General features: G+C 68.5%; 23 protein-coding genes. 13 read left to right on the top strand and 10 right to left on the bottom strand.

Annotated elements, in window-relative coordinates:
* Nucleotides 1-7 precede the first annotated feature (7 nt).
* Nucleotides 8-1,177 carry an LLM class flavin-dependent oxidoreductase gene (locus EL337_RS04885; RefSeq protein ID WP_048634968.1) on the top strand — a complete coding sequence of 390 codons (1,170 nt, stop codon included), beginning with the start codon at nucleotides 8-10 and terminating at the stop codon, nucleotides 1,175-1,177.
* Nucleotides 1,174-2,376, top strand: a complete 1,203-nt coding sequence (locus EL337_RS04880) for an SfnB family sulfur acquisition oxidoreductase (RefSeq protein ID WP_048634967.1) — start codon at nucleotides 1,174-1,176, stop codon at nucleotides 2,374-2,376. Before EL337_RS04885 ends, EL337_RS04880 begins: the two co-directional genes overlap by 4 nt.
* 15 nt (nucleotides 2,377-2,391) lie before the next feature.
* On the opposite strand, the gene EL337_RS04875 is transcribed toward EL337_RS04880, so the two are convergent.
* Entirely contained in the window at nucleotides 2,392-3,582 is a 1,191-nt protein-coding gene (locus EL337_RS04875; protein ID WP_048635019.1) for an acyl-CoA dehydrogenase family protein, read from the bottom strand.
* Between the two features lie 98 nt (nucleotides 3,583-3,680).
* On the opposite strand from EL337_RS04875, the gene EL337_RS04870 reads away from it, so the two are divergent.
* Nucleotides 3,681-4,871: an acyl-CoA dehydrogenase family protein gene (locus EL337_RS04870; protein WP_048634966.1), complete on the top strand. Its 1,191-nt coding sequence runs from the start codon at nucleotides 3,681-3,683 to the stop codon at nucleotides 4,869-4,871.
* Here the strand turns inward: EL337_RS04870 and EL337_RS04865 are convergent.
* From EL337_RS04865 to EL337_RS04845, 5 genes are all read right to left on the bottom strand, one after another.
* Nucleotides 4,868-5,938, bottom strand: a complete 1,071-nt coding sequence (locus EL337_RS04865) for an ABC transporter ATP-binding protein (protein WP_048634965.1) — start codon at nucleotides 5,936-5,938, stop codon at nucleotides 4,868-4,870. The two genes, EL337_RS04870 and EL337_RS04865, sit on opposite strands and share 4 nt — an antisense overlap.
* Complete coding sequence (locus EL337_RS04860) at nucleotides 5,935-6,726, bottom strand: carbohydrate ABC transporter permease (RefSeq protein ID WP_048634964.1); 792 nt, start codon at nucleotides 6,724-6,726, stop codon at nucleotides 5,935-5,937. Before EL337_RS04860 ends, EL337_RS04865 begins: the two co-directional genes overlap by 4 nt.
* Nucleotides 6,723-7,592 (bottom strand): carbohydrate ABC transporter permease, encoded by an 870-nt coding sequence (locus EL337_RS04855; RefSeq protein ID WP_048634963.1) that lies wholly within the window; start codon nucleotides 7,590-7,592, stop codon nucleotides 6,723-6,725. The genes EL337_RS04860 and EL337_RS04855 overlap by 4 nt, the downstream gene beginning before the upstream one ends.
* The gene (locus EL337_RS04850; RefSeq protein WP_048634962.1) at nucleotides 7,589-8,941 is read right to left on the bottom strand and encodes an ABC transporter substrate-binding protein; all 1,353 of its coding nucleotides are present in this window, start codon (nucleotides 8,939-8,941) and stop codon (nucleotides 7,589-7,591) included. Before EL337_RS04850 ends, EL337_RS04855 begins: the two co-directional genes overlap by 4 nt.
* Before the next feature lie 85 nt (nucleotides 8,942-9,026).
* Nucleotides 9,027-9,239: a hypothetical protein gene (locus EL337_RS04845; RefSeq protein WP_048634961.1), complete on the bottom strand. Its 213-nt coding sequence runs from the start codon at nucleotides 9,237-9,239 to the stop codon at nucleotides 9,027-9,029.
* A 161-nt stretch (nucleotides 9,240-9,400) separates the two neighbouring features.
* On the opposite strand from EL337_RS04845, the gene EL337_RS04840 reads away from it, so the two are divergent.
* The 5 genes from EL337_RS04840 (at nucleotide 9,401) to EL337_RS04820 (ending at nucleotide 15,102) form a co-directional block, all read left to right on the top strand.
* The gene (locus tag EL337_RS04840) at nucleotides 9,401-10,126 is read left to right on the top strand and encodes a M15 family metallopeptidase (protein WP_232786911.1); all 726 of its coding nucleotides are present in this window, start codon (nucleotides 9,401-9,403) and stop codon (nucleotides 10,124-10,126) included.
* 102 nt (nucleotides 10,127-10,228) lie between these two features.
* Entirely contained in the window at nucleotides 10,229-12,484 is a 2,256-nt protein-coding gene (locus EL337_RS04835) for an MMPL family transporter (RefSeq protein WP_083443264.1), read from the top strand.
* A gap of 8 nt (nucleotides 12,485-12,492) precedes the next feature.
* On the top strand, nucleotides 12,493-13,554 hold the full coding sequence (locus tag EL337_RS04830; protein WP_048635017.1) for a type III polyketide synthase: 1,062 nt from the start codon (nucleotides 12,493-12,495) through the stop codon (nucleotides 13,552-13,554).
* A 4-nt stretch (nucleotides 13,555-13,558) separates the two neighbouring features.
* On the top strand, nucleotides 13,559-14,083 hold the full coding sequence (locus EL337_RS04825) for an isoprenylcysteine carboxyl methyltransferase family protein (RefSeq protein WP_048634959.1): 525 nt from the start codon (nucleotides 13,559-13,561) through the stop codon (nucleotides 14,081-14,083).
* Entirely contained in the window at nucleotides 14,080-15,102 is a 1,023-nt protein-coding gene (locus EL337_RS04820) for an NAD(P)/FAD-dependent oxidoreductase (RefSeq protein WP_048634958.1), read from the top strand. The genes EL337_RS04825 and EL337_RS04820 overlap by 4 nt, the downstream gene beginning before the upstream one ends.
* Here the strand turns inward: EL337_RS04820 and EL337_RS04815 are convergent.
* On the bottom strand, nucleotides 15,031-16,920 hold the full coding sequence (locus EL337_RS04815) for a sensor domain-containing diguanylate cyclase (protein ID WP_232786910.1): 1,890 nt from the start codon (nucleotides 16,918-16,920) through the stop codon (nucleotides 15,031-15,033). The two genes, EL337_RS04820 and EL337_RS04815, sit on opposite strands and share 72 nt — an antisense overlap.
* Before the next feature lie 149 nt (nucleotides 16,921-17,069).
* Here EL337_RS04815 and EL337_RS04810 point away from each other — a divergent pair, with 149 nt between their 5' ends.
* A complete protein-coding gene (locus EL337_RS04810; protein ID WP_048635016.1) occupies nucleotides 17,070-19,595 on the top strand; it encodes a glycogen/starch/alpha-glucan phosphorylase in 2,526 nt (841 codons plus the stop codon).
* 34 nt (nucleotides 19,596-19,629) lie between these two features.
* Here EL337_RS04810 and EL337_RS04805 read toward each other — a convergent pair whose 3' ends face one another.
* Nucleotides 19,630-20,520, bottom strand: a complete 891-nt coding sequence (locus tag EL337_RS04805) for an endonuclease/exonuclease/phosphatase family protein (protein ID WP_083443262.1) — start codon at nucleotides 20,518-20,520, stop codon at nucleotides 19,630-19,632.
* The gene (locus tag EL337_RS04800; protein ID WP_157866352.1) at nucleotides 20,517-20,963 is read right to left on the bottom strand and encodes a MarR family winged helix-turn-helix transcriptional regulator; all 447 of its coding nucleotides are present in this window, start codon (nucleotides 20,961-20,963) and stop codon (nucleotides 20,517-20,519) included. The genes EL337_RS04805 and EL337_RS04800 overlap by 4 nt, the downstream gene beginning before the upstream one ends.
* A 65-nt stretch (nucleotides 20,964-21,028) precedes the next feature.
* Between EL337_RS04800 and EL337_RS04795 the strand changes: the two genes are divergently transcribed.
* From EL337_RS04795 to EL337_RS04780, 4 genes are all read left to right on the top strand, one after another.
* Nucleotides 21,029-22,243 (top strand): multidrug effflux MFS transporter, encoded by a 1,215-nt coding sequence (locus EL337_RS04795; RefSeq protein ID WP_048634955.1) that lies wholly within the window; start codon nucleotides 21,029-21,031, stop codon nucleotides 22,241-22,243.
* 349 nt (nucleotides 22,244-22,592) lie between these two features.
* Entirely contained in the window at nucleotides 22,593-24,005 is a 1,413-nt protein-coding gene (locus EL337_RS29175; protein WP_197724179.1) for a hypothetical protein, read from the top strand.
* A 121-nt stretch (nucleotides 24,006-24,126) separates the two neighbouring features.
* A complete protein-coding gene (locus EL337_RS04785) occupies nucleotides 24,127-24,843 on the top strand; it encodes a phytanoyl-CoA dioxygenase family protein (RefSeq protein ID WP_048634122.1) in 717 nt (238 codons plus the stop codon).
* Nucleotides 24,844-24,945: 102 nt separating this feature from the next.
* Nucleotides 24,946-25,992, top strand: a complete 1,047-nt coding sequence (locus tag EL337_RS04780; RefSeq protein WP_048634121.1) for an esterase family protein — start codon at nucleotides 24,946-24,948, stop codon at nucleotides 25,990-25,992.
* A 3-nt stretch (nucleotides 25,993-25,995) separates the two neighbouring features.
* On the opposite strand, the gene EL337_RS04775 is transcribed toward EL337_RS04780, so the two are convergent.
* Entirely contained in the window at nucleotides 25,996-26,868 is an 873-nt protein-coding gene (locus tag EL337_RS04775) for a DUF4344 domain-containing metallopeptidase (protein WP_048634120.1), read from the bottom strand.
* Nucleotides 26,869-26,993 lie beyond the last annotated feature (125 nt).

Below are 26,993 nucleotides of genomic sequence, written 5' to 3'. Positions count from 1 at the left end.
GAGCATCATGTCGATTCAATTGCACTGGTTCCTGCCCACCTACGGAGACAGCCGGTTCATCGTCGGCGGCGGCCACGGCCTGCCCGCCGGCGCCGCGCACAGCGACCGCGACGCCTCCATCGACTACCTGGCGTCGATCGTCCGGGCGGCGGAGACGTTCGGCTTCACCGGCGCCCTGATCCCGACCGGCGCGTGGTGTGAAGACGCGTTCGTCACCGCGGCGCTGCTGGCGCGGGAGACGACATCGCTGGGGTTCCTGGTGGCGTTCCGGCCGGGGCTGGTCAGCCCGACTTTGTCGGCACAGATGGCGGCCACCTTCGCGCGGCACGCGCCGGGCCGCATCCTGTTGAACGTCGTGGTCGGCGGCGAGGCGCACGAGCAGCGGTCCTTCGGCGACCACCTCAGCAAGGACGACCGGTATGCCCGCTGCGATGAGTTCCTCGACGTCGTTCGGGGGCTCTTCGCGGGCGAGACGGTCACGTTGGCGGGCAAGCACGTCAACGTCGAGGAGGCGGCCCTTGCGGTACCGCCGAATCCGGTCCCGCCGCTGTACTTCGGCGGCAGCTCGCCTGCAGCCGGTCCCGTGGCGGCCCGGCATGCCGATGTGTACCTGACATGGGGCGAGCCGCCGGAGGCCGTGCGCACGAAGGTCGAGTGGATCCGCGGGCTCGCGGCGAAGGAGGGCCGCGACGTTCGGTTCGGGATTCGGCTGCATACGATTTCGCGCGATACGGCTGACGAGGCGTGGGCGCAGGCCGACAGGTTCGTGGCCGCGCTGGACGAAGAGACGGTCGCCAACGCGCAGAAGGGCCTGCACCGCAGCGAGTCCGAGGGGCAGCGGCGAATGCTGGCACTGCACGAGGAACACCGCAGCAACGGCACATGGAGCGACGCACGGTCGCTCGAGATCGCCCCGAACCTCTGGGCCGGCGTCGGCCTGGTCCGTGGAGGTGCGGGTACCGCACTGGTGGGCAGCCACACCGAGGTGGCCGACCGGATGGCCGAGTACGTCGACGTCGGCATCGACGAGTTCATCTTCTCGGGCTACCCGCACCTGGAGGAGCTGTTCTGGTTCGGCGAGGGGGTCGTACCGATACTGCGCGAGCGCGGACTGTTCAAGGGCGGTGCGAGCACCGCAGGCCCGGCGTCCATCCCGTTCGTGGGTTCGGCGCGGTGAGCGTCGTCGCGTCGGGCGACGCAGCCCTCGACGTCGCTGCGAAGCTCGGCGCGACGTTCGACCGCGAGGCGGCCGACCGCGACGCCCAGCGGTCACTGCCCCATGATCAGGTGAAGGCGCTCAAGGCCTCGGGGCTGCTGGCGATCACGGTGCCGACGGAATACGGCGGCATCGACGCGCCCGCGACTGTCGTCGCCGAGGTGTTCCGCACGATCGCCCATGCCGACCCGTCGCTGGCCCAGATCCCGCATTCGCATTTCACGTTTCTGGAGGCACTTCGGCTGCAGGGCAGCGACAGCCAGAAGTCCTATTTCTACCCGCAGGTGCTCGCAGGCGCGCTGCTGGCCAACGCGCAGTCCGAGCGCGGCCCTCACACCATCGACATCGACACGACGACGCTGGTGGCGCAGCCGGACGGCTCATACGTGTTGTCCGGCAGGAAGTTCTATTCCACCGGGGCGCTGTTCGCCGACTGGGTGGTGGTGCGTGCATCGGTCGCCGACGGCTCGGGTGCGCCACCGCAGGCGTCCACTCCGAAGGCGGTCGCGTTCGTCGCGCCGGACACCGCCGGGGTCGACATCGTCGACGACTGGGACGGCATGGGACAGCGCACGACTGCATCGGGGACGGTGACGCTCGCCGATGTCGTGGTTCCGCGCGAGCACGTGGTGCCGTTCACGCCGATCTTCGCGAATCCGACCACCTACGGTGCCCGCGCACAGCTGTGGCACAGCGCGATCGATGTCGGAATCGCCACCGGGGCACTCGCCGAAGGGGTACGCCAGGCGGGCCGCGCCAGACCTCACTTCGAGGCCGGCACCGACACGGCCGCCGAGGATCCCACCCTGGTCAACGTGGCAGGTGAGCTGACAGTCCAGGTGCGCGGGGCACAGGCACTGCTGGCCGAAGCCGCGCGTCAGGTCGACGCCGCGGGCCGCCACCCCGGGCCGGAGTCGGCGGCACAGGCATCGGTGGCCGTCGCGGTGGCCAAGGTCGCGGCGGTGCGCGCATCCCTCGACGCGTCCAGCGGTCTGTTCGACTTGGGCGGCACCAGAAGTGCGTCCGCGTCCGAGAATCTGTCGAGGTTCTGGCGCGACGCCCGCACCCATACGCTGCACGACCCGACTCGGTGGAAGCTGCAGCACATCGGCCGCTACGCACTCACCGGAGCGCCGCCTCCGCGCCACGGCCAGATCTAGCGGCGCCGGATACCGCTAGGTGTACAGCGTGATCGGCTGCAGGGCGCCGGTCAGATAGTTGGCGCCGACCTCGAGCTTCTTGTAGTCCAGCGGATCGTGCAGGGAGTGCGTCCGGATGTTGCGCCAGTAGATGTCCAGGCCCACCTTGCTCAGGGTCGAGCTCGATCCCGTCACTTCGTAGACGCGGTGCGCGACCTCGAGACCGGTCTCGGTGGCCACCACCTTCAGCCGCGCGATCCCGATCTCCGCCTCGGCCCGGTCGGCCGCGGTGATGTCCGCGCCGCGGGCGATGGCCACGTCGAACCGGTGGTTCCACCGATCCGCGAGTGCCTCGACGGCAGCCGAGCGCGACAGCAACTCCCCGAACGTTCTCTGCACGAACGGATCCCGTGAATAGTGCGCGACGTCGCTGAGCAGCCATGCGCCCCCGCGCTGCAGCGTCAGCTCGCGGGCCCGCGCGAGTGCGCCTTCGGCGATGCCCAGGTAGAGGTTCGCGAATCCGAGTTGGACGCCTGGCGTGACGAGTGTCGAATACGGTTCCTCCCCCACGTCGCCGAGGATGTCGTCCGGGCCGACGCGGACGTCGGTGTAGTCGACGCTGCCGCTGGCGGACAGTCGCTGCCCGAGCGCGTCCCAGTCACCCGCGAATTCGACGCCTGCGCGGTCGTGTTCGAGCACGAACGCCAGCACGCCCTCACCGGTCGACGCCATCACCAACGTGACGTCGCCACTGGAGGCGCCCGTGGCGAACCGCTTCCGGCCGTTCAGCCGGTAACCGTCGCCGTCGGTGGTGAGGGTGAGGTCGGGATCGACGGGGTTGACCGCGTCACCCCACAGCCAGTCGCCGTGCGCGGAGGAGGTGAACCAGTGCTCCCACCGCGAAGCGTCACCAAAGAACACGATGCTGGCCTGGTTGCAGTAGTGATAGCTGAGGATCTGTGCGATGGAGGCGTCGTAGCGGGCCAGCGTGCGGACCGCCCGGAAACCGGTCGACCAGTGCCCGCTGTGCCCGCCGAACTCGGCGGGGATCAGCAGGTTCGCCAGTCCCGACTCCTTGAGCAGTTTGAGCTCGGCCTCGGGTTCCCGGTTTGCCCTGTCCCTGTCGAGAACGTCGGCGGCGAGCTGCCTGCCGATCTCGTCGGCGACGGCATCCCAGCGGTCGCTCTCGGCACTGGTCAGCGGCGTGGTCCAGGGGGTGCGAGACACTGGCACACCGTACGGCGCGACGCTGCTCAGGCACCGCATTCTGCTCTCGCAGAATCAAATCGGTGCATCCTCCGGGTGTCCTGTTGGACTGTGCCGTCATGACAGATATCGCCGCCGAGCGGCTTCAGAAGGCGCGCAGTCATTTCGCCCCGGTTTTCGAGGGGATCGCCGAAGGCGCCCGTGAGCGCGAGCTCGGCGGGGTGTTGCCTGTCGAGGCCGTGGCCGCGCTGAAGCAGTCGGGCTTCGGGGCACTGCGGGTGCCCGTCGAGTTCGGCGGGTGGGGTCTGGACTGGGCGGAGATCACCGCGCTGTGGATCGACCTGGTGGCCGCCGACGCCAACCTTGCGCAGGCACTGCGGGGACATTTCGTCCTGGTGGAGGACACCGTGTTCCGGCACCGCCGCGGTGAGGACCAGAGCCGGTGGTTCGCCCGGTTCGTCGCCGGCGAGATCGCAGGCAACGCGTGGACCGAGACGGGTTCGACAGCCATCGGCGACGCGCAGACGGAGGTCACGTTCGTCGACGGCAGGTATCTGGTCAACGGCCGCAAGTTCTACACCACCGGAACGATATTCGCCGAGTGGGCCGACGTGTACGTCAAGCAGGGCGATGGGTGGGCGATCGCACTGGCCGACACCCGCCAGCCGGGTGTGGTGGTCCACGACGACTGGGACGGCTTCGGGCAGCGTGGGACCGGGACGGGCACCACCGAGTTCACCGACGCCCACGCCGACGACGTGGTGCCGTTCGACCGGCGCCATCCGTACCAGACGGGGCTGTACCAGCTGAACCTGGTGGCCACGCTGGCAGGCATCACGCGCGCGATCCTCACCGACGTGACGCGCGAAGTGCAGGAACGCGAACGCAATTACTCCCATGCCAGCACGGCGCGCGTGCGCGACGACGCTCAGGTGCTGGGCCGGGTGGGCGAGATCTGGGCTGCGGCATATGCGACAGAGGCCGTTGCGCTCCGGCTTGCCGCCGCGATCGATGCGGCGGCCGACGCCGACGACGCGCACCTCGCGGAGACGGTGGAGCGCACTGAACTGGAGGCGGCAGCGGCTCAGCTGACCGCGTCGCGGCTCGCCATCGAGGCTGCGTCGGGATTGTTCGACACCTTGGGTGCATCGGCCACGTCGACGGCACGCGGCCTGGACCGGCACTGGCGCAACGCCCGCACCGTGGCGTCACACAATCCGCAGCTGTTCAAGGCGAAAGTGCTCGGCGCGTATGCAGTCAACGAGACACCACCGCCGTACGCGTGGGGCATCGGCCGCACCGAACGCTAGATCCGCAACCCGGACTCGGTGTCGAAGAGGTGGATGCGCTCGCTGCGGATGTCCACCGCGACCGTGTCTCCTGGGACGGGCGTCGATCCCCAGCCGCCCACCACCGCGGCCTCCACCACGGCGGTCAGCCGGCTCGCTCCGACCAGCACGACCAATACGTAACGGGGACCCATCAACTCGACGAGCTCCACGGTTCCGTTGCCGTGTTCGTGTGGCACCACGATCAGATCCTCGGGCCGCACGCCCAGGGTCACGGCGGCCCCGTCGGCAGCGGGTACCTTGAACCGCACACCGCCGGATTCGAACGCACCGTCCACGAGAGCGCCGGCAATGAGGTTGATGCTGGGCGAGCCGATGAAGCCGAAAACGAAGGTGTTGGCGGGGCGCCGGTAGAGCTCCTCCGGCGTGCCGATCTGCGCGATGGTCCCCGCCTCGAGGACCACCAATTGGTCGGCGATCGTCATCGCCTCTTCCTGGTCGTGGGTCACGTAGAGCGCCGTGATGCCCAGCTCCTGTTGCAGACGCCGGATCTCCGAACGTAATTCAACGCGGAGCTTCGCATCGAGATTGCTCAACGGCTCGTCGAACAGGAACAGCGCCGGCGTCCTCACCAGTGCGCGGGCGATCGCGACCCGCTGTTGCTGTCCGCCTGAGAGTTGGCGCGGCTTGCGGTCCAGCAGTGCGGTGATCCCGACGCGTTCTGCTGCCAGCCTCGCCCGTTCGGCAGCAACGGATTTCGCAACTCCGCTGTTGCGCAACGGGAACGCGATGTTGCGTTCGACGGTGAGGTGCGGATACAGCGCGTAGTTCTGGAACACCATCGCGACGTCCCGCTCCCGCGGCGTCGCACCCGAGACGTCTCGGTCGCCGATCCGGACCGAGCCGGTGTCGGCGGTCTCCAAGCCGGCGACGATGCGCAATGTGGTGGACTTGCCGCATCCTGACGGCCCCACGAGCACCGTCATGGACCCCTTGGGCAGGCTCAGGCTGACGTGGTCGACCACGGTCGCCTTTCCCGTCGGGGAGTCGAACGACTTGGTGATCTGGGAGATCTCGACTGCGTTCACTTGGTGGCTCCTGTGGTCAGTCCGCCCACCAGATAGCGCTGGGCGGTGAGCGCGAGGACGTAAACCGGTACGACTCCGAGCAGACCGGCGGCGGCCTGCTGCCCGTATTGCACCGTGCGGTCACCTTGGAACAGCGACAGCCCGACCGTCAGTGTCTGGCTCTCCTTGGTGACGGCCAAATAGACGGCGAACAGAAAGTCGTTGTAGCTCAGGAAGAACACGACGAGCAGCGCCGCGACGATGCCGGGCCACAGCAGCGGGACGACGACCTTGCCGAACGTCGCGGAAGGGGTCAGCCCGTCGATGGCGGCGGCCTCGTCGATCTCGACGGGAATGCGGCGCACGAAGCCGTCCAGTAGCCACACCGCGACGGGCACACTGGCGATGCCGTTGACGAGGATGAGCCCGCCGACGTTGTTGGTCAGCCCGCCGGTGCGAAGCAGGAAGAACAGCGGGATGACGGCCACGATCGGCGGTGCGCAGTAGCTGGCGAGCAGCACGGTCAGCAGACCCTCGCCCCGCACGTGGCGGGCGGTGAAATACGCTGCAGGCGCCGCGATTGCGACAGCGAGCAGTGCAGCCCCGATCGCCGTGAGCCAGGAGTTCTGCAGCATCGTGCCCAGCTCGATGGTGTCGAACACCTTGACGAAGTTGCGCACCGTCCACGAGGTGGGAAACAGGCTGGAGTTCAGTACGTCGTCGGCGGGCCGGACGGCCAGCGAGGCGAGATAGGCGATGGGAATCAGCGCGACCACCAGGGCGGCGACGAGCGCGATGCGCGCCTTCACCGTTCGGCCTTCAGCGCCCGGCTGCGCAGCGTCGTGGCAACGGTTGCGACGGCGCCGACGACCACCGCGAAGATGAGCGTCTGAGCCGCCGCGGTCCCCATGTCGAAGCTGCCCCGCAGCCCGGTCTGGTAGATGACGAAGGGAGACAACGACGTCGAGAACCCGGGTCCGCCCGCGGTGATGACGACGATCGAGTCGAACACCTTGTAGCCGATGACGAGCTCGAGAACCGCGACCGCCCAGAGGGTCGGGCCGATGGCGGGCCACGTGACGGTGGTGAACGTGCGCCACGGTCCGGCGCCGTCGACGCGGGCGGACTCCAGCAGCTCCGGTCGGACGACGCCGAGCGCGGCGAAGGCGATCAGCGCCGCGAACGGGGTCCACTGCCAGATATGGATGAGCATCAACACGATCAGCGCGCCGACGCCGGTGCCGAGGGGGTTGTACCCGGCCAGGCCGACCGCGTCGAAGACATCCGCGAGACCACCACCCACGGGGGCCAGCAGCAGTTTCCACGCAACGCCCACCAGCACGGGTGCAGTCACCAACGGCAACAGGAACAATGCGCCTGCGACACCGAAACCGTTGCCGCGGTGGCGCAGCAGCAGGGCCAGACCGAGGCCGAGGGTCGTGGTGGCCACCGCGACGACGACGGCGAACAGCGTGGACTTCCACAGCGACGGGACGAACGCCGGCGAGGCCAGCGCCGTGGCGACATTCGCGCCGCCGGTGAAGGTGCGCAGCGGGTGAGCCAGCGACGATTTCGTCAGTGCCAGCGCCACCAGGTAGACCGTCGGGTACACCAGGAAGAGCAGGAGTCCGGCGATCGCGGGGGCGGCCAGCCACACCGGGATCCGCCGGGTCATACCGCGGCGCTCTCCCAGCTCTTCTGCGCGTTGTCCAGCGACTGCTCGACGGTCTGGGTGCCGTCGATGGCGAGCGCGAGTTGGTCGACGAGGTCCTGCAGCAACTTGGGCGCCCCGGCCTGTTTCGGCCAGACCAGCGGGGAACCGTTGAGGCCGGCGCGGATCGGGTCGATCGCCTTGGTGACCACCTGGGCGTAGCCGTCGGAGTCCAGCACTTCGCCGCGAACCGGGTCGATGCCTGCACCCGCGGTCGAGGAGACGGCCAGGTTCTGCGGCGCGGCGGTGGCCCAGTTGATGAAGGCCGCGGCGGCTTCGGTGTTCTGCGACGCGGTCGAGATACCGAGGCCGAATCCGGCGTCCAGCGCGGTGCGCGGCGTGGTGTTGGATCCGCCGACGGGCAGTGACACCGCACCCCAGCGTCCCGCGATCTTCGACGCCGTCGGGTCCTCGGCCCGCAGCGCCATGTCGGTCCAGGTGTCCAGCAGGGCGCCCTGGCCGGCCAGGAAGGCCGAGTTGGCCTGGTCGAAGCCGATCTGCAGCGGTGTCGGCAACGCGACGGGCGCGACGGCGACGAGGTGCGTGAGAGCGGCGATGGATGCCTCGGATGTCAACGCCGGCTTGCCGCTCTCGTCGACGAGGTTTCCGCCGTATCCGGTGAGCCGGTTGATGTACGAGCAGCCCAGGATCATCGGTACCTGCTGGCCGGAGACGATGGCACCGTAGGCGGCACCGCGCGCGTCGGTGGTGATCTTGGCGGCGACCTCGTCGTACTCGTCCCACGTCGTCGGCGGTTCGACCCGGTACCGGTCGAACAGTTCCTGGTTGTAGAACAGGATGTGGATGTCGCCGTCGTAGGGCAGTCCGTACCGCTTGCCGTCGAGCAGCGTGTAGGGGTCGTAGATCGACGGCAGGTACCCACCGACGCCGATCTCGTTGCCGTTGGCGTCTATCCACTCGGTCAGGTCGGTGAGAGCGCCCGCGTCGACCAGATCACCCAGCCCGAAGTAGAAGTAGTCAAAGACGTCGAATTCGCCTGTGCCACTCTGCACGTCGAGAATCTGCTTGCTGGTGAGCTGATCGTACGGCGAGGCGGTCACCTCCAGGGTGCCGCCGGTCGCCTCCTTCCAGCGTGGCGCCAGGACGTCGCGGAACGAGGTCACGTGTGGCTGGTTCACGAGCAGCTTGAGGGTGACGCCCTCGAACTTCCCGGACAGCGGTGCGTCGGCGCCGAGCGCGCTGGTTTTGCTCGATGATCCGCACGCCGTCAGAACGGGGCCGAGGGCGACGGCGCCGCCGGCGAGTCCGAGGATGGCCAGCGCCTGGCGGCGGGAGATCGCGGGTGTGGTCACGCCGGTGACGGTAGGGACAACCCGCGCGTACGGGGATGGAAAAACTCACCCCGATCCTTGGGGGTGAGGAGGGCCTAGCGGGTGTTCAGCAGGCCATTCCGGCGAACGCTGCACCGGTGACCAGTGCGATTACCAGCGCCAGGGTGGGCATTCCGCTGAACAGCGCCACCGTCACGCCCGCAATCGCGGCCACCAGGATGACCATCATCAACGCCGCCAGCAACCAATTGACGGAGTGCGCCGAACGGCGTGACTCGACAGCCTGCGGGACCATTGCGCCCTCACTGAAACCGACCATGACACGCCCTCTCTGTGATGACGGACACAATATAACGTGGCAATGGCGTGCATCACATCAACGACGGCCGATTTGTGATGTACCCGTCAATTTTGAAAGCACCACTAACAGAAGTGATTAGCGCAACTAATCGCGAATTCGCCGAGCGGTACCGTGACAGGGTGAGGTTCGCGGGGTTGACCGCGTTGGCCGCGGTGACGATGGTGCTCGTGCAGTGTGCGCCCGCGTCCAGCCCGGCCCCGCCACCGCCCGGAACCCCTATCCCCCCGGCACCGACACCCGACGTGGCGCCGGAAACCTTCTCCCCCATCACCCCGTCGCCGCCACCGGCGGCCGCCGAGGTTCACGCCGTCACCGCGGCCGAGCTCGGGACCACCTGGCGGCCCGGCTGCCCGCTCGCCCCGGACGCGCTGCGGCGGGTCGATCTCGACTACTGGGGATTCGACGGGCAGACCCACCGCGGAGCGCTCGTCGTGCACCGGGACATCGCTGACCAGGTCGGCGACATCTTCGCGCAGTTGCACCGCATGCGGTTCCCGATCGAGAAGATGCGCACCGTCGACAACTATCCCGGCGCCGACGACGAGCTGTCGATGCGCGACAACAACACCTCGGCGTTCAACTGCCGGGACATCCCCGGCACCGGGAACTGGTCGCTGCACGCGTACGGCCGCGCGATCGACATCAACCCGAAGCTCAATCCGTACATCGACAGCCGGGGCGCGTACCAGCCGGCCAACGCCGGTCTGTGGACCGACCGCGGCCGGACCGATGCTGGGATGCTCCACGACGGCGACGCGGCGGTGCGTGCCTTCACCGACCGCGGCTGGCGCTGGGGTGGACATTGGCGGACCCCGCTCGACTACCAGCACGTCGAAATCCGCTAGCACCCGCGCCGAGCCGTCACCGATATGTCCGAAACGTGAACCCCCGCGGACGGTATTCCGTGTCGTAAATTAAGGCGCTTTCCCCTCGGACTGGAGACTCAGCTGCTTCATCGAATCGCCCTCACGGCTCTGGCCGCGCCGCGTCGCATCCTCGTCGCGGCGGCGCTGCTGACGGCCGTGCTGGGCGTGTTCGGCGTTCCGGTCGCCGCGAGCCTGTCACCCAGTGGGTTCTCCGACCCGGGTTCCGAGTCCGCTCATGCCGCGGCCCTGCTCACCGAGAAGTTCGGCCAGGGCGACGTCCAGATGCTCATCGTCGTCTCCTCACCCGAGGGCGTCGACACTCCGCAGGTCCGCGACGTCGGCACCGGCATCGTCCACCAGCTCGAGGACAACCCGCACGTCGTGGACGTGTCCTCGCCGTGGACCACTCCGGCAGCCGGGGCCGCCGACCTGGTCAGCAGGGACCGCACCGCCGGGTTGATCGTCGCCGGGATCACCGGCACCGAAGCCGAGCAGCAGACCTACGCCAAGGAGATCTCCGACAGAGTCAGCCGTGCCGGCGACGACGCAGCCGGGATCGCCATCGCCACCGGCGGCACCGCGATGGTCAACGTGCAGATCACCGAGCAGTCTCAGCGCGACCTGCTGGTGATGGAGTCGCTGGCGATCCCACTGAGCTTCCTCGTGCTGGTCTGGGTGTTCGGTGGATTGCTGGCTGCGGCGCTCCCGGTGGCCATCGGCGGAATGGCGATCCTCGGCACGCTGGCGGTGCTGCGGCTGGTCACCTTCGCCACAGACGTGTCGATCTTCGCCCTCAACCTGGCGACCGCGATGGGCCTGGCCCTGGCCATCGACTACACGCTGCTGATCCTGTCGCGTTACCGCGACGAGCTGGCCGCGGGCGCCGACCGCCCCGACGCCATCCGGCGCACCATGACGACCGCCGGGCGCACCGTCATCTTCTCGGCGACGACGGTGGCGCTGTCGATGGCGGCGATGGTGCTGTTCCCGATGCACTTCCTCAAGTCGTTCGCCTACGCCGGAGTGGCCACCGTCGCGTTCGCCGCAGCCGCCGCCATCGTCGTGACGCCCGCGGCACTGGTGTTGCTCGGTGACCGCATCGACTCGTTCGATGTGCGCAAGCTGGCCCGTCGTCTCCTGCGCAGACCCGCACCGCAGCCGGTACCCGTGGAGCAGCGTTTCTGGTATCGCTGCGCCAAGGCGGTGATGCGCCGCGCCCTGCCGCTCGGCCTCGCCGTCGTCGTGCTGCTGCTCGTGCTGGGCGCCCCGTTCCTCGGGGTGAAGTGGGGCTTTCCGGACGAGCGTGTGCTGCCGCAGTCGGCGTCGGCGCATCAGGTCGGCGATCTACTGCGCAACGAGTTCGCCGACAACACAGATACGGCGGTGACGGTCGTCGTCCCCGACAGCGCCGGGCTGTCCGCCGCCGACCTGTCCGCCTACGCTGCCGACCTCTCCCGGGTGCCCGAGGTGCCCGCCGTCTCCGCCCCCACCGGAACGTTCGTCGACGGCGCCCGCGCAGGACCGCCGTCGGCGCCCGCGGGCGAGAGTGACGGCAGCGCGTTCCTCACCGTCGCCAGCACCGCGCCGCTGTTCTCCGACGCCTCCGAGACGCAGCTCGACCGGTTGCATGCGGTCACCGGCCCCGGCGGGCGCGACGTGCTGATGACCGGCACGGCGCAGGTCAACCGAGACAGTGTCGACGCGATCACCTCCAAGCTGCCGCTGGTGTTCGGTGTCATCGCGGTCATCATGTTCGCACTGCTGTTCCTGCTCACCGGCAGCATCGTCGTTCCGCTCAAAGCGCTTGTCCTGAACATGCTTTCGCTCACCGCCACTTTCGGTGCGCTGGTGTGGATATTCCAGGACGGGCACCTGGCCGGCCTCGGGACCACCTCGACCGGCACGCTCGTCGCGAACATGCCGGTGCTGCTGTTCTGCATCGCTTTCGGCCTGTCGATGGACTACGAGGTGTTCCTCGTCTCCCGCATCCGCGAGTTCCGGCTCGCAGGCTACGACAACGACGAGGCGGTCGCCCTCGGCATCGCCTACACCGGCCGCATCATCACCGCCGCCGCACTGATCATGTCGATCTCGTTCGCGGCGCTGATCGCGGCCAACGTGTCGTTCATGCGGATGTTCGGTCTCGGCCTCACCCTCGCCGTGCTGGTCGACGCCACCCTGGTGCGGATGGTGCTCGTGCCCGCCTTCATGCGCTTGATGGGCGGCGCGAACTGGTGGGCACCGGCCTGGCTCACACGCGTCCATGAGCGCCTCGGGTTCAGCGAAGAACCGGCGGCGTCACCCCACGAAAGATCAGCGGAACGGATCGCCCCATGAACAACCCCATCAGCGTCATCGCCGGCGTACAAGGCGCACTCCCGCCGCACCGCTACAGCCAGGCCGAGATCACCGGCGTGTTCCTGCAGGCGCCTGCCTTCGCCGAACTCGGTGACGTCGTCCGCTCCCTGCACGCGAACTCCAAGGTCAACGCGCGCCACTTCGTGCTGCCCATCGAGCGCTACCCGTCGCTCAAGGACTTCGGTGAGGCCAACACGCTCTACATCGAGCACGCGCTGGATCTGGCCTGCGAGGCGTTGACCGCCGCGCTCGACGAAGCCGGTTTGCGCCCAAGCGATCTCGACATGATCATGACGACGACCGTCACCGGGATCGCCGTGCCCTCGCTGGACGCGCGCCTCGTCGGCCGGCTGGGCCTGCGTCCCGACGTGCGCCGGGTCCCGCTGTTCGGCCTCGGGTGTGTCGCCGGCGCGGCGGGAATCGCAAGGATGCACGACTACCTGCGCGGCCACTCCGACCACGTCGCCGCGCTGGTGTCGGTCGAGCTGTGCTCGCTGACCTATCCGGCGGCGGAGCCGACGATGGCGAGCCTGGTGGGCAGCGCCCTGTTCGGCGACGGCGCCGCCGCGGTGATCGCCGCCGGCGAGAGCCGCGCCGAGACGATCTCGGCGGCCGGGCCGGAGGTGCTGGACTCACGAAGCCGCATGTACCCGGATTCACTCGACACCATGGGGTGGAAGGTCGGCGCCACCGGTTTCCAGCTGATCCTCTCACCGAACCTGCCCGAGCTGATCGACCGCTACCTGGCCGACGACATGACCGGGTTCCTCGGCGATCACGGCCTGAGCGTGGACGACGTCGCCGCGTGGGTCTCCCATCCCGGCGGACCGAAGGTCATCGAGGCGATCACCGCCGCGCTGGGGCTGTCCGACGATGCGCTGGAGCTGACGTGGCGGTCGCTGGCCGAGGTGGGCAACCTGTCCTCGTCGTCGGTGCTGCACGTGCTGCGCGACACCCGCGCCAAGAAGCCGCCGGCCGGTGAGCCCGGCCTGCTGATGGCGATGGGACCGGGCTTCTGCTCCGAGCTCGTCCTGCTGCGGTGGCGCTGACAGCATGCTTGCCTACACCTTGCTCATCGCCGCGGTCGCGGTGGAACGCGTCGCTGAACTGGTTGTCTCCCAACGCAACCTGAAATGGAGCAAGGCCCGCGGCGGCGTCGAATACGGCGCGTCGCACTACCCCGTCATGGTAGTGCTGCACACCGCGCTGTTGGTCGGCTGCCTGTACGAGGCCTCACACCGCGAGTTCATCCCGCTGCTCGGGTGGTCCATGCTCGCCGTCGCGGTGGCCGCGCAGGTGCTGCGGTGGTGGTGCATCACCACCCTCGGTCACCAGTGGAACACGCGGGTCGTGGTGGTGCCCAATGCCGGCCGCGTCACCGGCGGGCCGTACCGGTACATGTCGCATCCCAACTACGTCGCCGTCGTCGTCGAGGGCATCGCGCTCCCGCTGGTGCACACCGCCTGGATCACCGCACTGGTGTTCACGGTGCTCAACGCCGCGCTGCTGTGGGCCCGGATCTCGGTCGAGAACACGGCTCTGCGGTCGCTGACGCCGGTGGACCGGCCGCAGCCGTGATCGACCTGCTGGTCGCCGGGGGCGGGCCCGCGGGCCTGGCCACCGCGATCCATGCGGCCCGTGCGGGCCTGCAGACCGTCGTCATCGAGAAGCGCACCGGCCCGATCGACAAGGCATGCGGTGAGGGGTTGATGCCACATGCGGTACAGCAGCTGAACCTGCTCGGCGTCGCGCCCGAGGGAAAGCCGCTGCGGGGCATCTCGTACTTCGACGAACGGCGGGGTGTCACGGCGCTTTTCGATTCCGGCGCCGGGCTGGGAGTACGGCGCGTCACACTGCACGCCGCCCTGCTCGCCGAGGCCGACAGGGCCGGGGTCAAGCTCGTGCACGACAAGGTCGGCCGTGTCACCCAGGATGCGGACTCGGTGTCGGTCAACGGGATTCGCGCCCGGTATCTGGCCGCCGCGGACGGCCTGCACTCACCGATCAGGGCAGCCCTCGGCTTGGACCAGCCGCCGGGCCGGATCCGGCGATGGGGCCTCAAACGGCACATCGCGGTGGCTCCGTGGAACGACTTCGTCGAGGTGTACTGGTCGCGCGTGCCCGGGGCAGGCGAGGCCTACGTGACGCCGGTGGCCGATGACTGTGTGGGCATCGCAATCCTGACGTCGCGGCAGGCTCGCTTCGATGATCATCTGGATGCGTTCCCGAGGCTGCGGGAACGCATCGACGGTTTCGCCCACGAACCCGACCGAGCCGCGGGGCCGCTGCGTCAGCGGGTGCGCGGCCGGGTGGCGGGGCGGGTCCTGCTGGTGGGCGACGCCGCCGGATACGTCGACGCGCTCACCGGCGAAGGACTGGGACTGGCCTTCGCCGCCTCGCGGTTGCTGGTCGACAGCGTGGCCGCAGACCGGCCCGGTGACTACGAAGAGCAGTGGCGCCGCACCACCCGGCGCTACCAACTGATGACCAGCGGGCTGCTCCAGGCCGCGACGTCGCCGCTGCGGTCACTCATCGTGCCCGCTGCCTGCGGCCTCCCGCGGGTGTTCCGCGGCGTGGTGAACCTGCTCGCCGATTAGCACCGGGTCATCACCGAATATCGAGATCGTGTTGCGGCCCTTAGATTTCGCGACGTAGAGCGCCTTGTCGGCGCGGTCGAGCAGCTCGGCGACCGCAGCGTCGGGATCGGCGCCGGTGTGCCATGGACGCAGTGTCGCGACGCCGGCGCTGATCGTCACCGCCCCGGAGTCCGTTCCCAGATGGGGAATCTGCAGTGCCCGGATCGCGGAGGCGAGGCCGCCTGCGAACTCGTGCGGGGCATCGCACCCGGACAGCACGACCGCGAACTCCTCGCCGCCGTAGCGCGCCGATACGCACAGGCTGGGGTCGGCGAGATTCTGCAGGACATCGGCGACGCGGCGCAGGCACTCGTCACCGGCCTGATGGCCGTAGAGATCGTTGAACGACTTGAAGTGGTCCAGGTCGATGAACAGCGCGGTGACCTGTTCGCCGTCGGCGCGGGCCCGGGCCCAGATCTCGGCGGCGCGGCACGCGAGCCCGCGCCGGTTGGCCAGCCCGGTCAGCGGATCGGTGTTGGCCATGTCCACGAGCGAGTCCTGCACCTCCCGCTCCAGCGTGACGTCGCGGAGCACCGCGGCGGTCAGCCCGTCGGCGGTGCGTCGACTGTGCACGACGTACCAGCCCCACGTGCCGTCCGTCCTGCGGATACGGAACGGGTCCGACGTCCCGGAATGTCCGGAGCTCGGAAACTGCGCACGTGCGGCGCGGTCGTCGGGGTGGACCTGTTGGAGCCACATCTCCTTGGTGACGCGCCCGTCGGGCAGGTCGAGGATCTCGTGACCCGGCGACGCGCGACGCAGGAGGTTGCCGTCGGCGTCGACGAGGACCACCACGTCGCCGGTCAGCTCGGCCACCAGTTCATAGGCTTTGTAGCTGGCGTTGTCGAGGGCAGCCAGTCGCATCCGGTCCTCCAGCGCCGCGGCGACGGTCACCACCATCGTGAAGGCGCCGAGCACGAACACCTGCGCCGAGATCATCGCCTGCCCCGGGTTGTCCAGCGACGCGGCGAACGGCCCGTATCCGGCGAACGTGCTGCCGAGCACCAGGCCGGAGCAGACGGCCATGGCCGCGAACGCCGCCGCGATGCCGGACCGGATCAGCACCAGCAGCGCGGGCAGGCCGGTGAGGAAGATCAGGACGAAGCTCCCCTTCGTCGCCGAGGCGGCGCAGAGTGCCACCGTCAGCAAGGTCATCGCCACGAACCACATGACCTCGCGCCAGGGATGGCGCCGACGGTAGTGGTCCCACCGCAGCATCAACGGGACGAGGAACGCGATGCCGACGGCCTCGGTCAGGTACCAGGCCAACGCCGCGAAGGCCAGCGACCGGAGGTCGGTGGCGATCTCGCCGTTCCATATCAAGCTGGCGATCCCCAGCGGACTGGCCAGCAGCGGCGCCAGGAACACGCCGTAGACCAGGAACCGCTGCCAGCTGCGCAGCGAGTCGCTGCGGCCGGTCACCCAGTCCTGGTCGCGGTGCAGCATGGCGGCGGCGAACGTCACGGCCGTCATCGTCGACACCACCCCGACCTCGGGCGAGTTCTCCAGGAAGATCCGTGCCGGGATGATCTGGATCGCGGCGAAGGTGGCGAGGTAGACGGGCCACTGACGACGCGGCGACGTCAGCAGCGCCACCATCTGGGGCGCGACCGCGGGCCACACCATCGCGTAGGACCAGCTCTCGAAGTGCACGAGGGCGCGCACCCCGAAGCACAGCGCACCCACCGCGACCGTCCAGCCGATCAGATGCCACATCGGCGGCATGGCCTCGGACAGGCGTCCGCGCAGCGCAGCTCTGCGGCCTGTCCCGGTCGTCACCCGTCCAGTCAACATCGTCAATATTCACCCGGCAATCCCGAGTGAACAATTGGCGGCGAACCGCGCGTTCACATCCCTGACCCTGTTATGAAATGCAGGGGCGGAACAATAACGCGTCCACCACTCGCCCCGAGACCGCAGGAGAGCCCGTGACCGACGTCGTCAACCCCGCCTCAGCCCACTCCACGGAGGTCAACGGGGTGCCGGCGGGGCCGACGGGACAGACCCGATCGGGGATGACCGCCGACGCGCTGTGCGCCGCGGTGAAGGACCACCTGATGTACTCGATCGCCCGGCCCGCCGCGGTGCTGACGCCGGAGCACTACTACCGTGCGCTGTCCCTCGCGGTGCGCGACCGCATGCAGAAGCGCTGGATGGCGACCACGCAGGACTGGCTCGATCTGTCCAGCAAGGTCACCTGCTATCTGTCGGCAGAGTTCCTGATGGGCCCGCAGCTGGGCAACAACCTGCTCAACCTCGGCATCGAGGAAGAGGCGCGCGCCGCTCTCGCCGAGCTGGGCCAGGATCTCGACGAGATCCTCGACTGCGAGGTGGAACCGGGGCTGGGCAACGGCGGCCTCGGCCGGCTCGCGGCCTGCTACCTCGATTCGCTGGCCACACTCGAGCGACCGTCGATCGGGTACGGCATCCGCTACGAGTTCGGCATCTTCCGCCAGGAGATCCAGGACGGCTGGCAGCTGGAGAAGACCGACAACTGGCTGGTGCGCGGCAACCCGTGGGAGATCGACAAGCCGGACGCCAACTACCTGGTGAACTGGGGCGGCCACACCGAGGAGTACGAGGACGTCACCGGCAAGTTCCGGGTGCGCTGGGTGCCGCAGCGGGTCCTGCAGGGCGTCTCCTACGACACCCCGGTGCAGGGGTACGGGGTGGACAACTGCAACACGCTGACGCTGTGGAGCGCGCGGGCGCTGGAGTCGTTCGCCCTGGATGCGTTCAACAGCGGCGACTTCTACAAGGCCGTCGATCAGGAGGTCGACGCCGAGACGGTGTCGAAGGTTCTCTACCCCAACGACGAGCCCGAGGCGGGCAAGCGTCTGCGGCTGCTGCAGCAGTACTTCTTCGTGACGTGCTCGCTGCAGGACATCCTCAGCATCCACCTGCATCGGGCGGGACTGCCGCTGTCCGCGCTGCCGGACAAGTGGGCGATCCAACTCAACGACACCCATCCGTCGATCGCGGTGGCGGAGCTGATGCGGCTGTTGATCGACGAGCACCAGCTCACCTGGGATCAGGCGTGGGACCTGACGGTGCGCACGTTCGGATACACCAACCACACCCTGCTGCCCGAAGCGCTGGAGACCTGGCCCCTGTCGATCTTCGGCGAGGCGCTGCCGCGCCACCTCGAGCTGATCTACGAGATCAACGAGCGCTTCCTCGACGAGGTGCGGGCCCGGTTCCCCGGCGACGAGGAGCGGGTGCAGCGCATGTCGCTCATCGGTGAGGACGGGGGCAAGCGGGTGCGGATGGCGCACCTGGCCACCGTCGGCAGCCACGCCGTCAACGGTGTCGCCGCACTGCACTCCGAACTACTGAAAGCCAGTGTGCTGAAGGACTTCTACGAGATGTGGCCGGAACGGTTCGGCAACGTCACCAACGGGGTGACACCGCGCCGGTTCCTGGCCCTGTCCAACCCCGGTCTGCGTCGGCTTCTCGACGAGACCGTCGGCCCGGGCTGGTTGACCAACCTCGACCGGCTCAAAGGGCTCGAGTCCTTCGTCGACGATCCGGCGTTCCGGCAGCGGTGGCGAGACGTCAAGCGCGCCAACAAGTCCCGTCTGGCCGAGTACGTGCACTCGACCACCGGCATCGAGCTGGATCCGACCTGGATGTTCGATGTCCAGGTCAAGAGGATCCACGAGTACAAGCGCCAGCACCTGATGGTGCTGCACATCATCACGCTCTACCACCGCCTCAAGCAGCACCCGGGTCTGACGATCCCGCCGCGGGTGTTCATCTTCGGTGGCAAGGCCGCGCCAGGCTATTTCATGGCTAAGCGGATCATCAAGATGATCAACGCCGTCGGCGAGACGGTGAACGCCGATCCCGACGTCAACCGCTGCCTCAAAGTGGTGTTCCTGCCGAACTTCAACGTCAAGAGCGCGCACCTGGTGTACCCAGCGGCCAACTTGAGCGAGCAGATCTCGACGGCGGGCAAGGAAGCCTCCGGCACCGGGAACATGAAGTTCATGATCAACGGCGCCCTGACGATCGGAACGCTCGACGGCGCCAACGTCGAGATCCGCCAGGAGGCCGGCGCCGAGAACTTCTTCCTGTTCGGGTTGACCGAGAGCCAGGTCGAGAAGGTCAAGGCCGAGGGCTACCGCTCGCTGAGCTATGTGGAACGGGACCCGGAGTTGGCGGCGGTCCTGGAGCTGCTGGCGCGCGGTGAGTTCACCCACGGTGACACCGAGGTCCTGCGGCCGATCGTGGACAATCTCCTGCACCACGATCCGTTCCTCGCGCTGGCTGACTACCGGTCCTACGTCGACTGCCAGGACGAGGTGAGCAGGGCCTGGCTCGACGGCGACACCTGGTCGCGGATGTCGATCCGCAACACCGCCCGCAGCGGCATGTTCTCCTCCGACCGCGCCATCAAGGAGTACTGCGACGAGATCTGGGGCGTCGGCCCGATGTCGGTCGACCTCCCGTGATTTCGGCATAGTTGGTCACCGTCACGGTGACCACCTACCTCGAGATCACGCGCCGCCGCCAACCCGTGCGGCCGGCCGGCGCTCCGGAAACCGGTTGAGCCGTCAGGCGGCACAGCACGCCGAAGTGGTCCGACGGGAAGATCCTCGGCAGCGACGGTGTGATGGGTTCGCAACCGAGTAGCCCGATGCCGTCAGCCCGCCACGCCGGACCTTTGACCAGGACCCGGTCGAACCGGACGTGGCGGTGCTTGTTCTTCATGTCGTAGCGCATGAGGTTGATCGAGGTGTCCTCGGTGAATCCCGACTCGTCGGGACGCAGGGTGGGCCACACATCCTGGTAGCGCGGGTCGAGCAGATGGTTCTCGTTGTCGCGCATGTTGAAATCGCCGAGCAGAAGCACATCGGGGTCGGTGCGGAATGCGCGAAACAGACACGACAGTTGACGGGCCCGCAGCCCCTTCCCCTGTTTCCCGCTTTCGAGATGGACGGACACGATCTTCTGGTCGACGCCGTTGATGGTGAATTCCGCTGTCAGGTAACCGCGACCCAGCCGCGTGGGCAGCCTGGTGTAGGTGCTCCGCCGGATCGGCAGCCGCGACAGCAGCAGCATGCCGTAATTGCCCTCCCCGGTGACGGCAACCCGGCTGTAGTGCTTCCTGATCCAGGACTGTGCGAGAAACACCTCGAGGGCAGCCTCGGTCACCTCCTGGAAGACCATGACATCGGGGAGTTCTCGCGACAGCAGCGCCGCGATCGCCCGGTAGCGCTGTTGCCGGTACAGGTCGTTGAACCAGATGTTGTATGTCGTCACCGTCAGATGCGCACACTCGACCGACCCACTACGGGTCGAGTCGCGCCACCGATCGGCGGACGCGTCGAAGCGACCCACCGGCACCACGATCCGCCGACGACGGAGCAGTGTCATCGGCCGAGTCCGCTCTCCAGCGCGCGCAGTAACGCCAGCGTCGAGGCCAGATCGTGCTGCTCCCCCGAGGCGTCGAGTGCGTCGCCGACCAGCCGCGCCCAGATGGCGCGCAACCGCGACAGGTTCTCCGCCGCCAACCCGGTGGAACGCAGCACCGCGTGCCGGCTGTCGACCGGGTCGGGTGACCGTCGCACCAAACCCTTGGCTTCGAGATCGCGCAGCGCGCGGCTCATGTTGGAGCGTTGCAGCCCGGTCGCCGCGGCGACAGCGCTGGGTCCGACGTCGGGATGGTGATCGAGGTAGCGCAGCACGGTGATCTCGGTGGCGGACAGATCGAGGACCGCCGGGTCGGCGGCGGCCTGCGCCTTGACGGCGCGCGCCACCGCCATCACGACATCGGCGAGGTCCGCGAGCTGTTCTGCACGCGACGGTCGGGCTTGCACCGCTCCACTGTACATGGTAGTTATAGAATGATAACTATCAATTGATAACTACTTCGGAGTTTCCCATGACCTCAGCTGTCGACGCCCGGACCCGGCCCGAGTCCGCACCCCGGATCACACTCGGGCTGCTCGTGACGCTGGCACTGCTGTCCGCGGTGGCGCCGTTCGCCACCGATCTGTACCTGCCCGCGTTCCCCCGGATGGTCGACGACCTGCACACCTCGCCCACCAACGTGCAGCTGACACTGACGGCGTTCCTCCTCGGCCTGGCCGCCGGCCAGCTCGTCTTCGGACCTCTGTCAGACCGCTTCGGCCGGGTGAGGCCGCTCGTGATCGGCGCCACGGTCTGCGTGGCCGCGAGCGTGGTGGCGGTCCTCGCTCCGTCGATCGAGGTGCTCGTCGGAGCACGCCTGGCGCAGGGGCTCACCGGAGCGGCCGGCATGGTCATCGGGCGCGCCATCATCTCCGATCTGGCCACCGGACGTGCGGCGGCCCGGGCCTTCAGCCTGATGATGATCGTCGGTGGCGTGGCTCCGATCGCCGCACCCTTGGCGGGCGGGTTCCTGGTCGGCCCCCTCGGCTGGCGGGGCGCGCTCGCGGTGATCCTCGTGCTGGTCGTCGCCATGCTCGTCGCGACACTGGTGGTCATTCGCGAAACGCACACCGAAGAGCGCCGCGCCCGGCTGCGTGCCGAAAAGTCCACCACGGGTTCACCTTTGCGGGACCTGCTGCACCGCACGTACATCGGCCACCTGATCGCGTTCGGCTTCGCGTTCGCAGTGATGATGGCCTACATCTCGGCGTCACCGTTCATCTACCAGACGATGATGGGCCTGTCGTCTGCGCAGTACGGTGCGATGTTCGGGGTCAATGCGTCGGGGCTACTACTGATGAGCGCACTCAGTGCCCGGCTCACGTCGCACCGCGAGCCTCGCGCTGTCGCCGGCGTCGGATTGGCCGCGATACTGGCCGCAGGCGTTGCCGTGCTGGCGCTCGCAGTCCTCGGCGTCCCGGTGGGCTGGCTGGCGCTGCCGCTGTTCGTCGCCGTGGCGGGCATGGGACTGGTCTTCGGCAACACCACCGCGCTGGCGTTGTCGGCTGCACCGCGCGCCGCGGGCACTGCATCGGCGGTTCTGGGCGCCACACAGTTCCTGCTTGCGGCAACGGTGTCGCCCTTGGTCAGCCTGGGCGGGGAACATACCGCGGCTCCGCTGGGCGCCGTGATGGTGTGCTGCGCGGCGATCGCCTGCGTGGGATTCAGCTTCGGGCGGCAGCGGTAGGCCGCCCGGCTCGCAATCTCTTTCCGGCAGTGGCAGTTCGAGCGGCGCGCGGGAACTTTCCCCGAGAAATATTTTTTCCGGGTGCCGATTCCGCTGTTCAGGCACCTTCTGCCGGAATCTGCAACGGTCTGACCTGGTGCTTTTAACGTAACCGTCAGCACGGTCCTGCTCAGTGTGCCCGCAAATCGGCCCGGAAGCCTCAGACGTAGGCATTGACCGCCGACACCGCCCACCCAACACTGATCCTGCTTTCTCAGGAAACGCCAAGGAACCGCGCCTGACCACATGACCAGGCCAGTATGAGCAAGGGGAATTTATGTACGCGAAGTCCGGACCACGCACTGCGACAGTGCGTTCCGTACACCGGCACGTCACCACAGGGGTCGCAGGCGCGGCAATGGTCGGGCTCGGCGCGCTGGTTGCGACTGCCATCGCGACCCAGGAACCGACGGCGACTCCGGCCTACGGCGCCGAGATCAAACTGGTCGCCAGCGAGCAGTGCGTACCCACCGCGCTCATCGGCTGCGGAGGCCAGACCAGCGCATCCGAGCAGAACGTCCAGAGCCTCGCCGCCCCGATTGCCCTGCGGCCCATGATCGGCGACGGTGGCTGGCTGATCGGCAATGGCCTTGACGCCGTTGAAGGTTGCGAAGGTGCGGCGTGCAACGGCGGCAACGGCGGCCTGCTCTGGGGCAGCGGCGGCGCGGGCGCCATCGGCAAGGACGCCGTGTACAACGAGGACGGGACCCTGCTCTCCGCCGCGACGGCGGGCGGCAACGGCGGCAACGCAGGCCTCTTCGGTGGCAGTGGCGGTGCAGGTGGAGCGGGCGGTAACGACTACAACACCAGCGCAGCGGGCGCCAACGCCAATGCGCTCGGCGCTGCCGGCGGCCGGGGCGGCAACGGCGCCGGCCTCTTCCCGAGCCTGGCCGGCAACGGCGGGGCCGGCGGAGCTGCGTCGTCGCTGTTCGGCAATGCCACCGGCGGCGCAGGTGGCACCGGCGGCACCGCGAACATCGGATTGCCTTTGCCCGGTGACGATTCCGGTGTTGCACTCGGCCCCGGTGCGGGCGGCGCAGGCGGCGCGGCCACGGTCGGTGCGGCGGACGGGACGGGCGGCACCTCCTCGCAGACCGCCACCGGCGGCAGCGGCGGCAGCGGCGGCTACGGCCTCGTCTCCGGTGGGGCCACGCCCGATCTGAGCGGAAACGGCGGCAAGGGCGGCAATGCCACGGCCTACCAGGAAGGTAAAGCGGTGGGCGGCAACGGCGGCAACGGCGGCGATCGCCTGGCCTCCCGCGCCGCCAACGGTGGCGGCGGCGGTTCCGCCACCTCGGAAGCGGGCACCGCCACGGGCGGCTCTGCGGGCTCCGGCGGCAGCGCCGAGCTCACCGGTCTCGGCGGCCGCGGTGGCGTCGGCGGCAGCGCGACGTCGACCGAAGGCGGCAACACCACCGGCGGCCGCGGTGGCAACGGCGGCGACGGCGGCTCCATCGGCGGCAACGGCGGCGTGGGACGCAACGGCGGAAACGCCTCCGGCGGAATCGCTCGTGGCGGCAACGGCGGCACCGGTGGCGACGGCGGTTCGGCCGTCACCGAGGGCACCGGCATCGGTGGCAACGGCGGCAACGGCGGCAACGCGACCCCGGGTGCGGGCAAGGCCGGCACCGGTGGCAACGGCGGCGCCGGCGGCCGCGGTGGCGCCGCGGACGGCAACCAGGGCAACGACGGCAATGACGGCGGCACCGCCTCGAGCTCCTGACACCTGACGGAACCTCCTGCGGGCACGGTGCAGGCCGCTGCGGCGGTCGACACCGTGCCCGTCGGTATTTCTGCCCGAAAACCATTGGTGGGCAGCGTCATATCTGTGCCACGCTGACGTCATGGTCGACATCGATGCCTTCGTCCGCGACGGATACCTCAAAGTCGACCACGCTGTGCGGAGGGATGTTGCCGACGCGGCGCGCGCGATGCTGTGGAAGCAACTGGGTTTGTCGTCGGACGACCCGGCCTCGTGGACACAGCCGGTGCTGTGGGCTGCCGACCTCAGCGGCGACGGGCCGCTCGGCGAGATCGCGGCCAGTCGGCGGCTTGCTGACGCACTGGATCAGATCTGCGGTGCCGGCGCCTGGCTGCCGCGCGGATCACTGGGCAACATCCCGGTCCGGTTTCCGCTGCCCTCGTCTGTCGACGATCGGGGCTGGCACGTCGATCTCAACACGCCGTGTCCCGACGGCTCCTGGGCGGTGACCGGCCGGCCGCACACTGTGCTGCTGTTGACCCTGCTGTCCGAGGTGACGATCGATGACGCGCCGACCCGGATTAGGGTGGGCTCGCACCGCGACACCGCGGCCACCCTCGACGAGCGCGCGCTCGACGCCGCCGAAGCCGCCGCCCTGGTCGCCGCGGCGAGCTCCCGGCGGCCCGTCCGCCACGCCACCGGCTCCCCTGGCGACATGTACATCGTGCACCCGTTCACCGTGCATGCGGCTGACGAACACCGAGGCGTGACACCGCGATTCATGGCGCAGGCGCCCGTCATGCTCACCACCCCGCTGACTCCGTCCTCTCCATCGCCGCTGGCCGCCGCCTTTCGGTGAATCGGGCGCGCTCGAATCGCCACGGCAACGTCTCGATAACAACCCGGTCACTGCCCCGCGCGCCCCTCGGACCCGGCCCGCAGCGCTGTTAACTTCGCGCAAGTGACGTCCCTCTCGCAGCGACTCGCCCGCGCCGGCAGCCGGATCGCCGTTGCGGTGCTCCTGGCCGCCGGTCTCGTGACGGTCGGTGGTGACCCGCCCGCGCAGGCCTTCTCCCGCGAGGGCCTGCCGATCGAGCAGCTCGATGTGCCGTCCCCGTCGATGGGACGCAACATCCGGGTCGAATTCCAGGGTGGCGGGCCGCATTCGGTGCTGCTGCTCGACGGCCTGCGCGCCCAGGACGACTTCAACGGGTGGGACATCAACACCGCGGCGTTCGAGTGGTTCCACGAGTCCGGCGTCTCGGTGATCATGCCCGTCGGCGGCCAGTCGAGTTTCTACGCCGACTGGTACCGGCCCGCCAAGGGGCGCAACGGCACGCTCACCTACAAGTGGGAGACGTTCCTCACCAACGAACTTCCGACCTGGCTGGCTGCCAACCGCGGCCAGGACCCGTTCGGCAATGCCGTTGTCGGCTTGTCGATGTCGGGCAGTGCGGCGCTGACGATGGCGGCGTACTACCCACGCCAGTACAAGTTCGCGGCTTCGCTGTCGGGATACCTGGCACCGTCGCAGAAGCTGTGGCCGCCGCTCATCGACATCGCGATGCAGGACGCCGGCGGGTACGACTCGTTCGACATGTGGGGACCGTCGGGCTCGCCGGCGTGGCGGCGCGCCGACCCGATGCTCAACATCAACCGGCTCGTCGCCAACCGCACTGCGCTGTGGGTGTATTGCGGCAACGGCATCGCGTCCGATCTCGACACCGGCACCGACCTCGGCATCAATGTCAGTGCCGGCTCTCTGGAGACCATCACGCTGAGCACCAACAAAGAGTTCCGCGACAAGTACCTGGCCGCGGGTGGCCGCAACGCCGTCTTCAATTTCCCGCCCAACGGAACCCACAGCTGGGGTTACTGGGGTGCGCAGCTGCAGGCGATGAAGCCCGACATCGTGCGGCTGTTGACGACGCCCCCGCTCCCGCCGCCACCACCACCGCCACCCGTCCCGGGCGCGCTGCCGGCACCAGCGCCGGCGCCGGCCGGCTAGTCGCTACTTGAAGTACGGGTCCAGCAGTGTCGACCACGCGTTGTCGAGCTGTTCCCACTCCGCCTGGCATCCGTCCGCACGGTCCTCGGGCAGCTGCCCGCTGGTGACCAGGTCGGCGTTGGCGTCGGGGTTCGACCCGTAGATCCAGCAGTCCAGGTTGTACACGCGCTGCATGTCCAGCGAGTGCTCGTCGGCGAGTGCGCCGGGGTCCACCTCCGTGGTTTCTGCCCCCGACGCGTTGAACACCCGCGCGAAGTCCTTCACCGCCTGCACCGACTCCGGATCGCTCTGACCGTCGTCGCCCGGCGTCAGCAGGATGTAGGCGGCCAGTTGATCGGCGACATCCTCTTCGCGCCCGGTGACCGGCAGGTCGTACACGCTGATCGCCATGTGGCCGACCTCGTGATAGAAGGTCGCGTACTCCGCGTTGATCGCCGCGGCGTCGGGATCGGGGTCCCCCGCCTCGGTGAAGATTCGCTGACTGTTGGATGCGTCTTCGTAGCAGATGGTGATCGTGTTCTCGCTCTCGCTCCAGAACGCGTTCGCCTGATCGCATTGCGTGCCGTGCAACTGGATGTCGTACGGGAGATTCAGCGTCTGGTTGATGTCGTCGGCGAAGTCCTCGAGCAGCTCATTGCCCTGCATCAGGTCGCGCCCGGCGATCGCCTCGGGAGTGGTCGCGTCCTGATAGGTCACGATCATCGAACCGCCACCCTCGGGAACCGGGTCAGGATCCTGTTCGGCGTCGACCTTGCCCGACGGCGGGCCGCCATCCGCCGTCGAGGCGTCGGGGGCCTCGGCTGGTGGCTGTTGCGAGCTTGCGCAGGAAACTATCAGCAGCCCTGCGGCCATCAGCGGGAAGAGTTGTCTGAGCATGGCCCCAGCCCCTTTGCTGCGATACGTCTATTGACACGATCGCAAATTTTTGGGCCGATGGCGCCTACTTCGAACAATCCGTGCTCAGCCACCGCTGCGGATTGCACGCACCTGTGCGTCCTCGG

It is taken from the genome of Mycolicibacterium aurum, from assembly GCF_900637195.1.
Lineage (GTDB): Bacteria > Actinomycetota > Actinomycetes > Mycobacteriales > Mycobacteriaceae > Mycobacterium > Mycobacterium aurum.
This window is presented reverse-complemented; position numbering and strand designations above follow the sequence as displayed.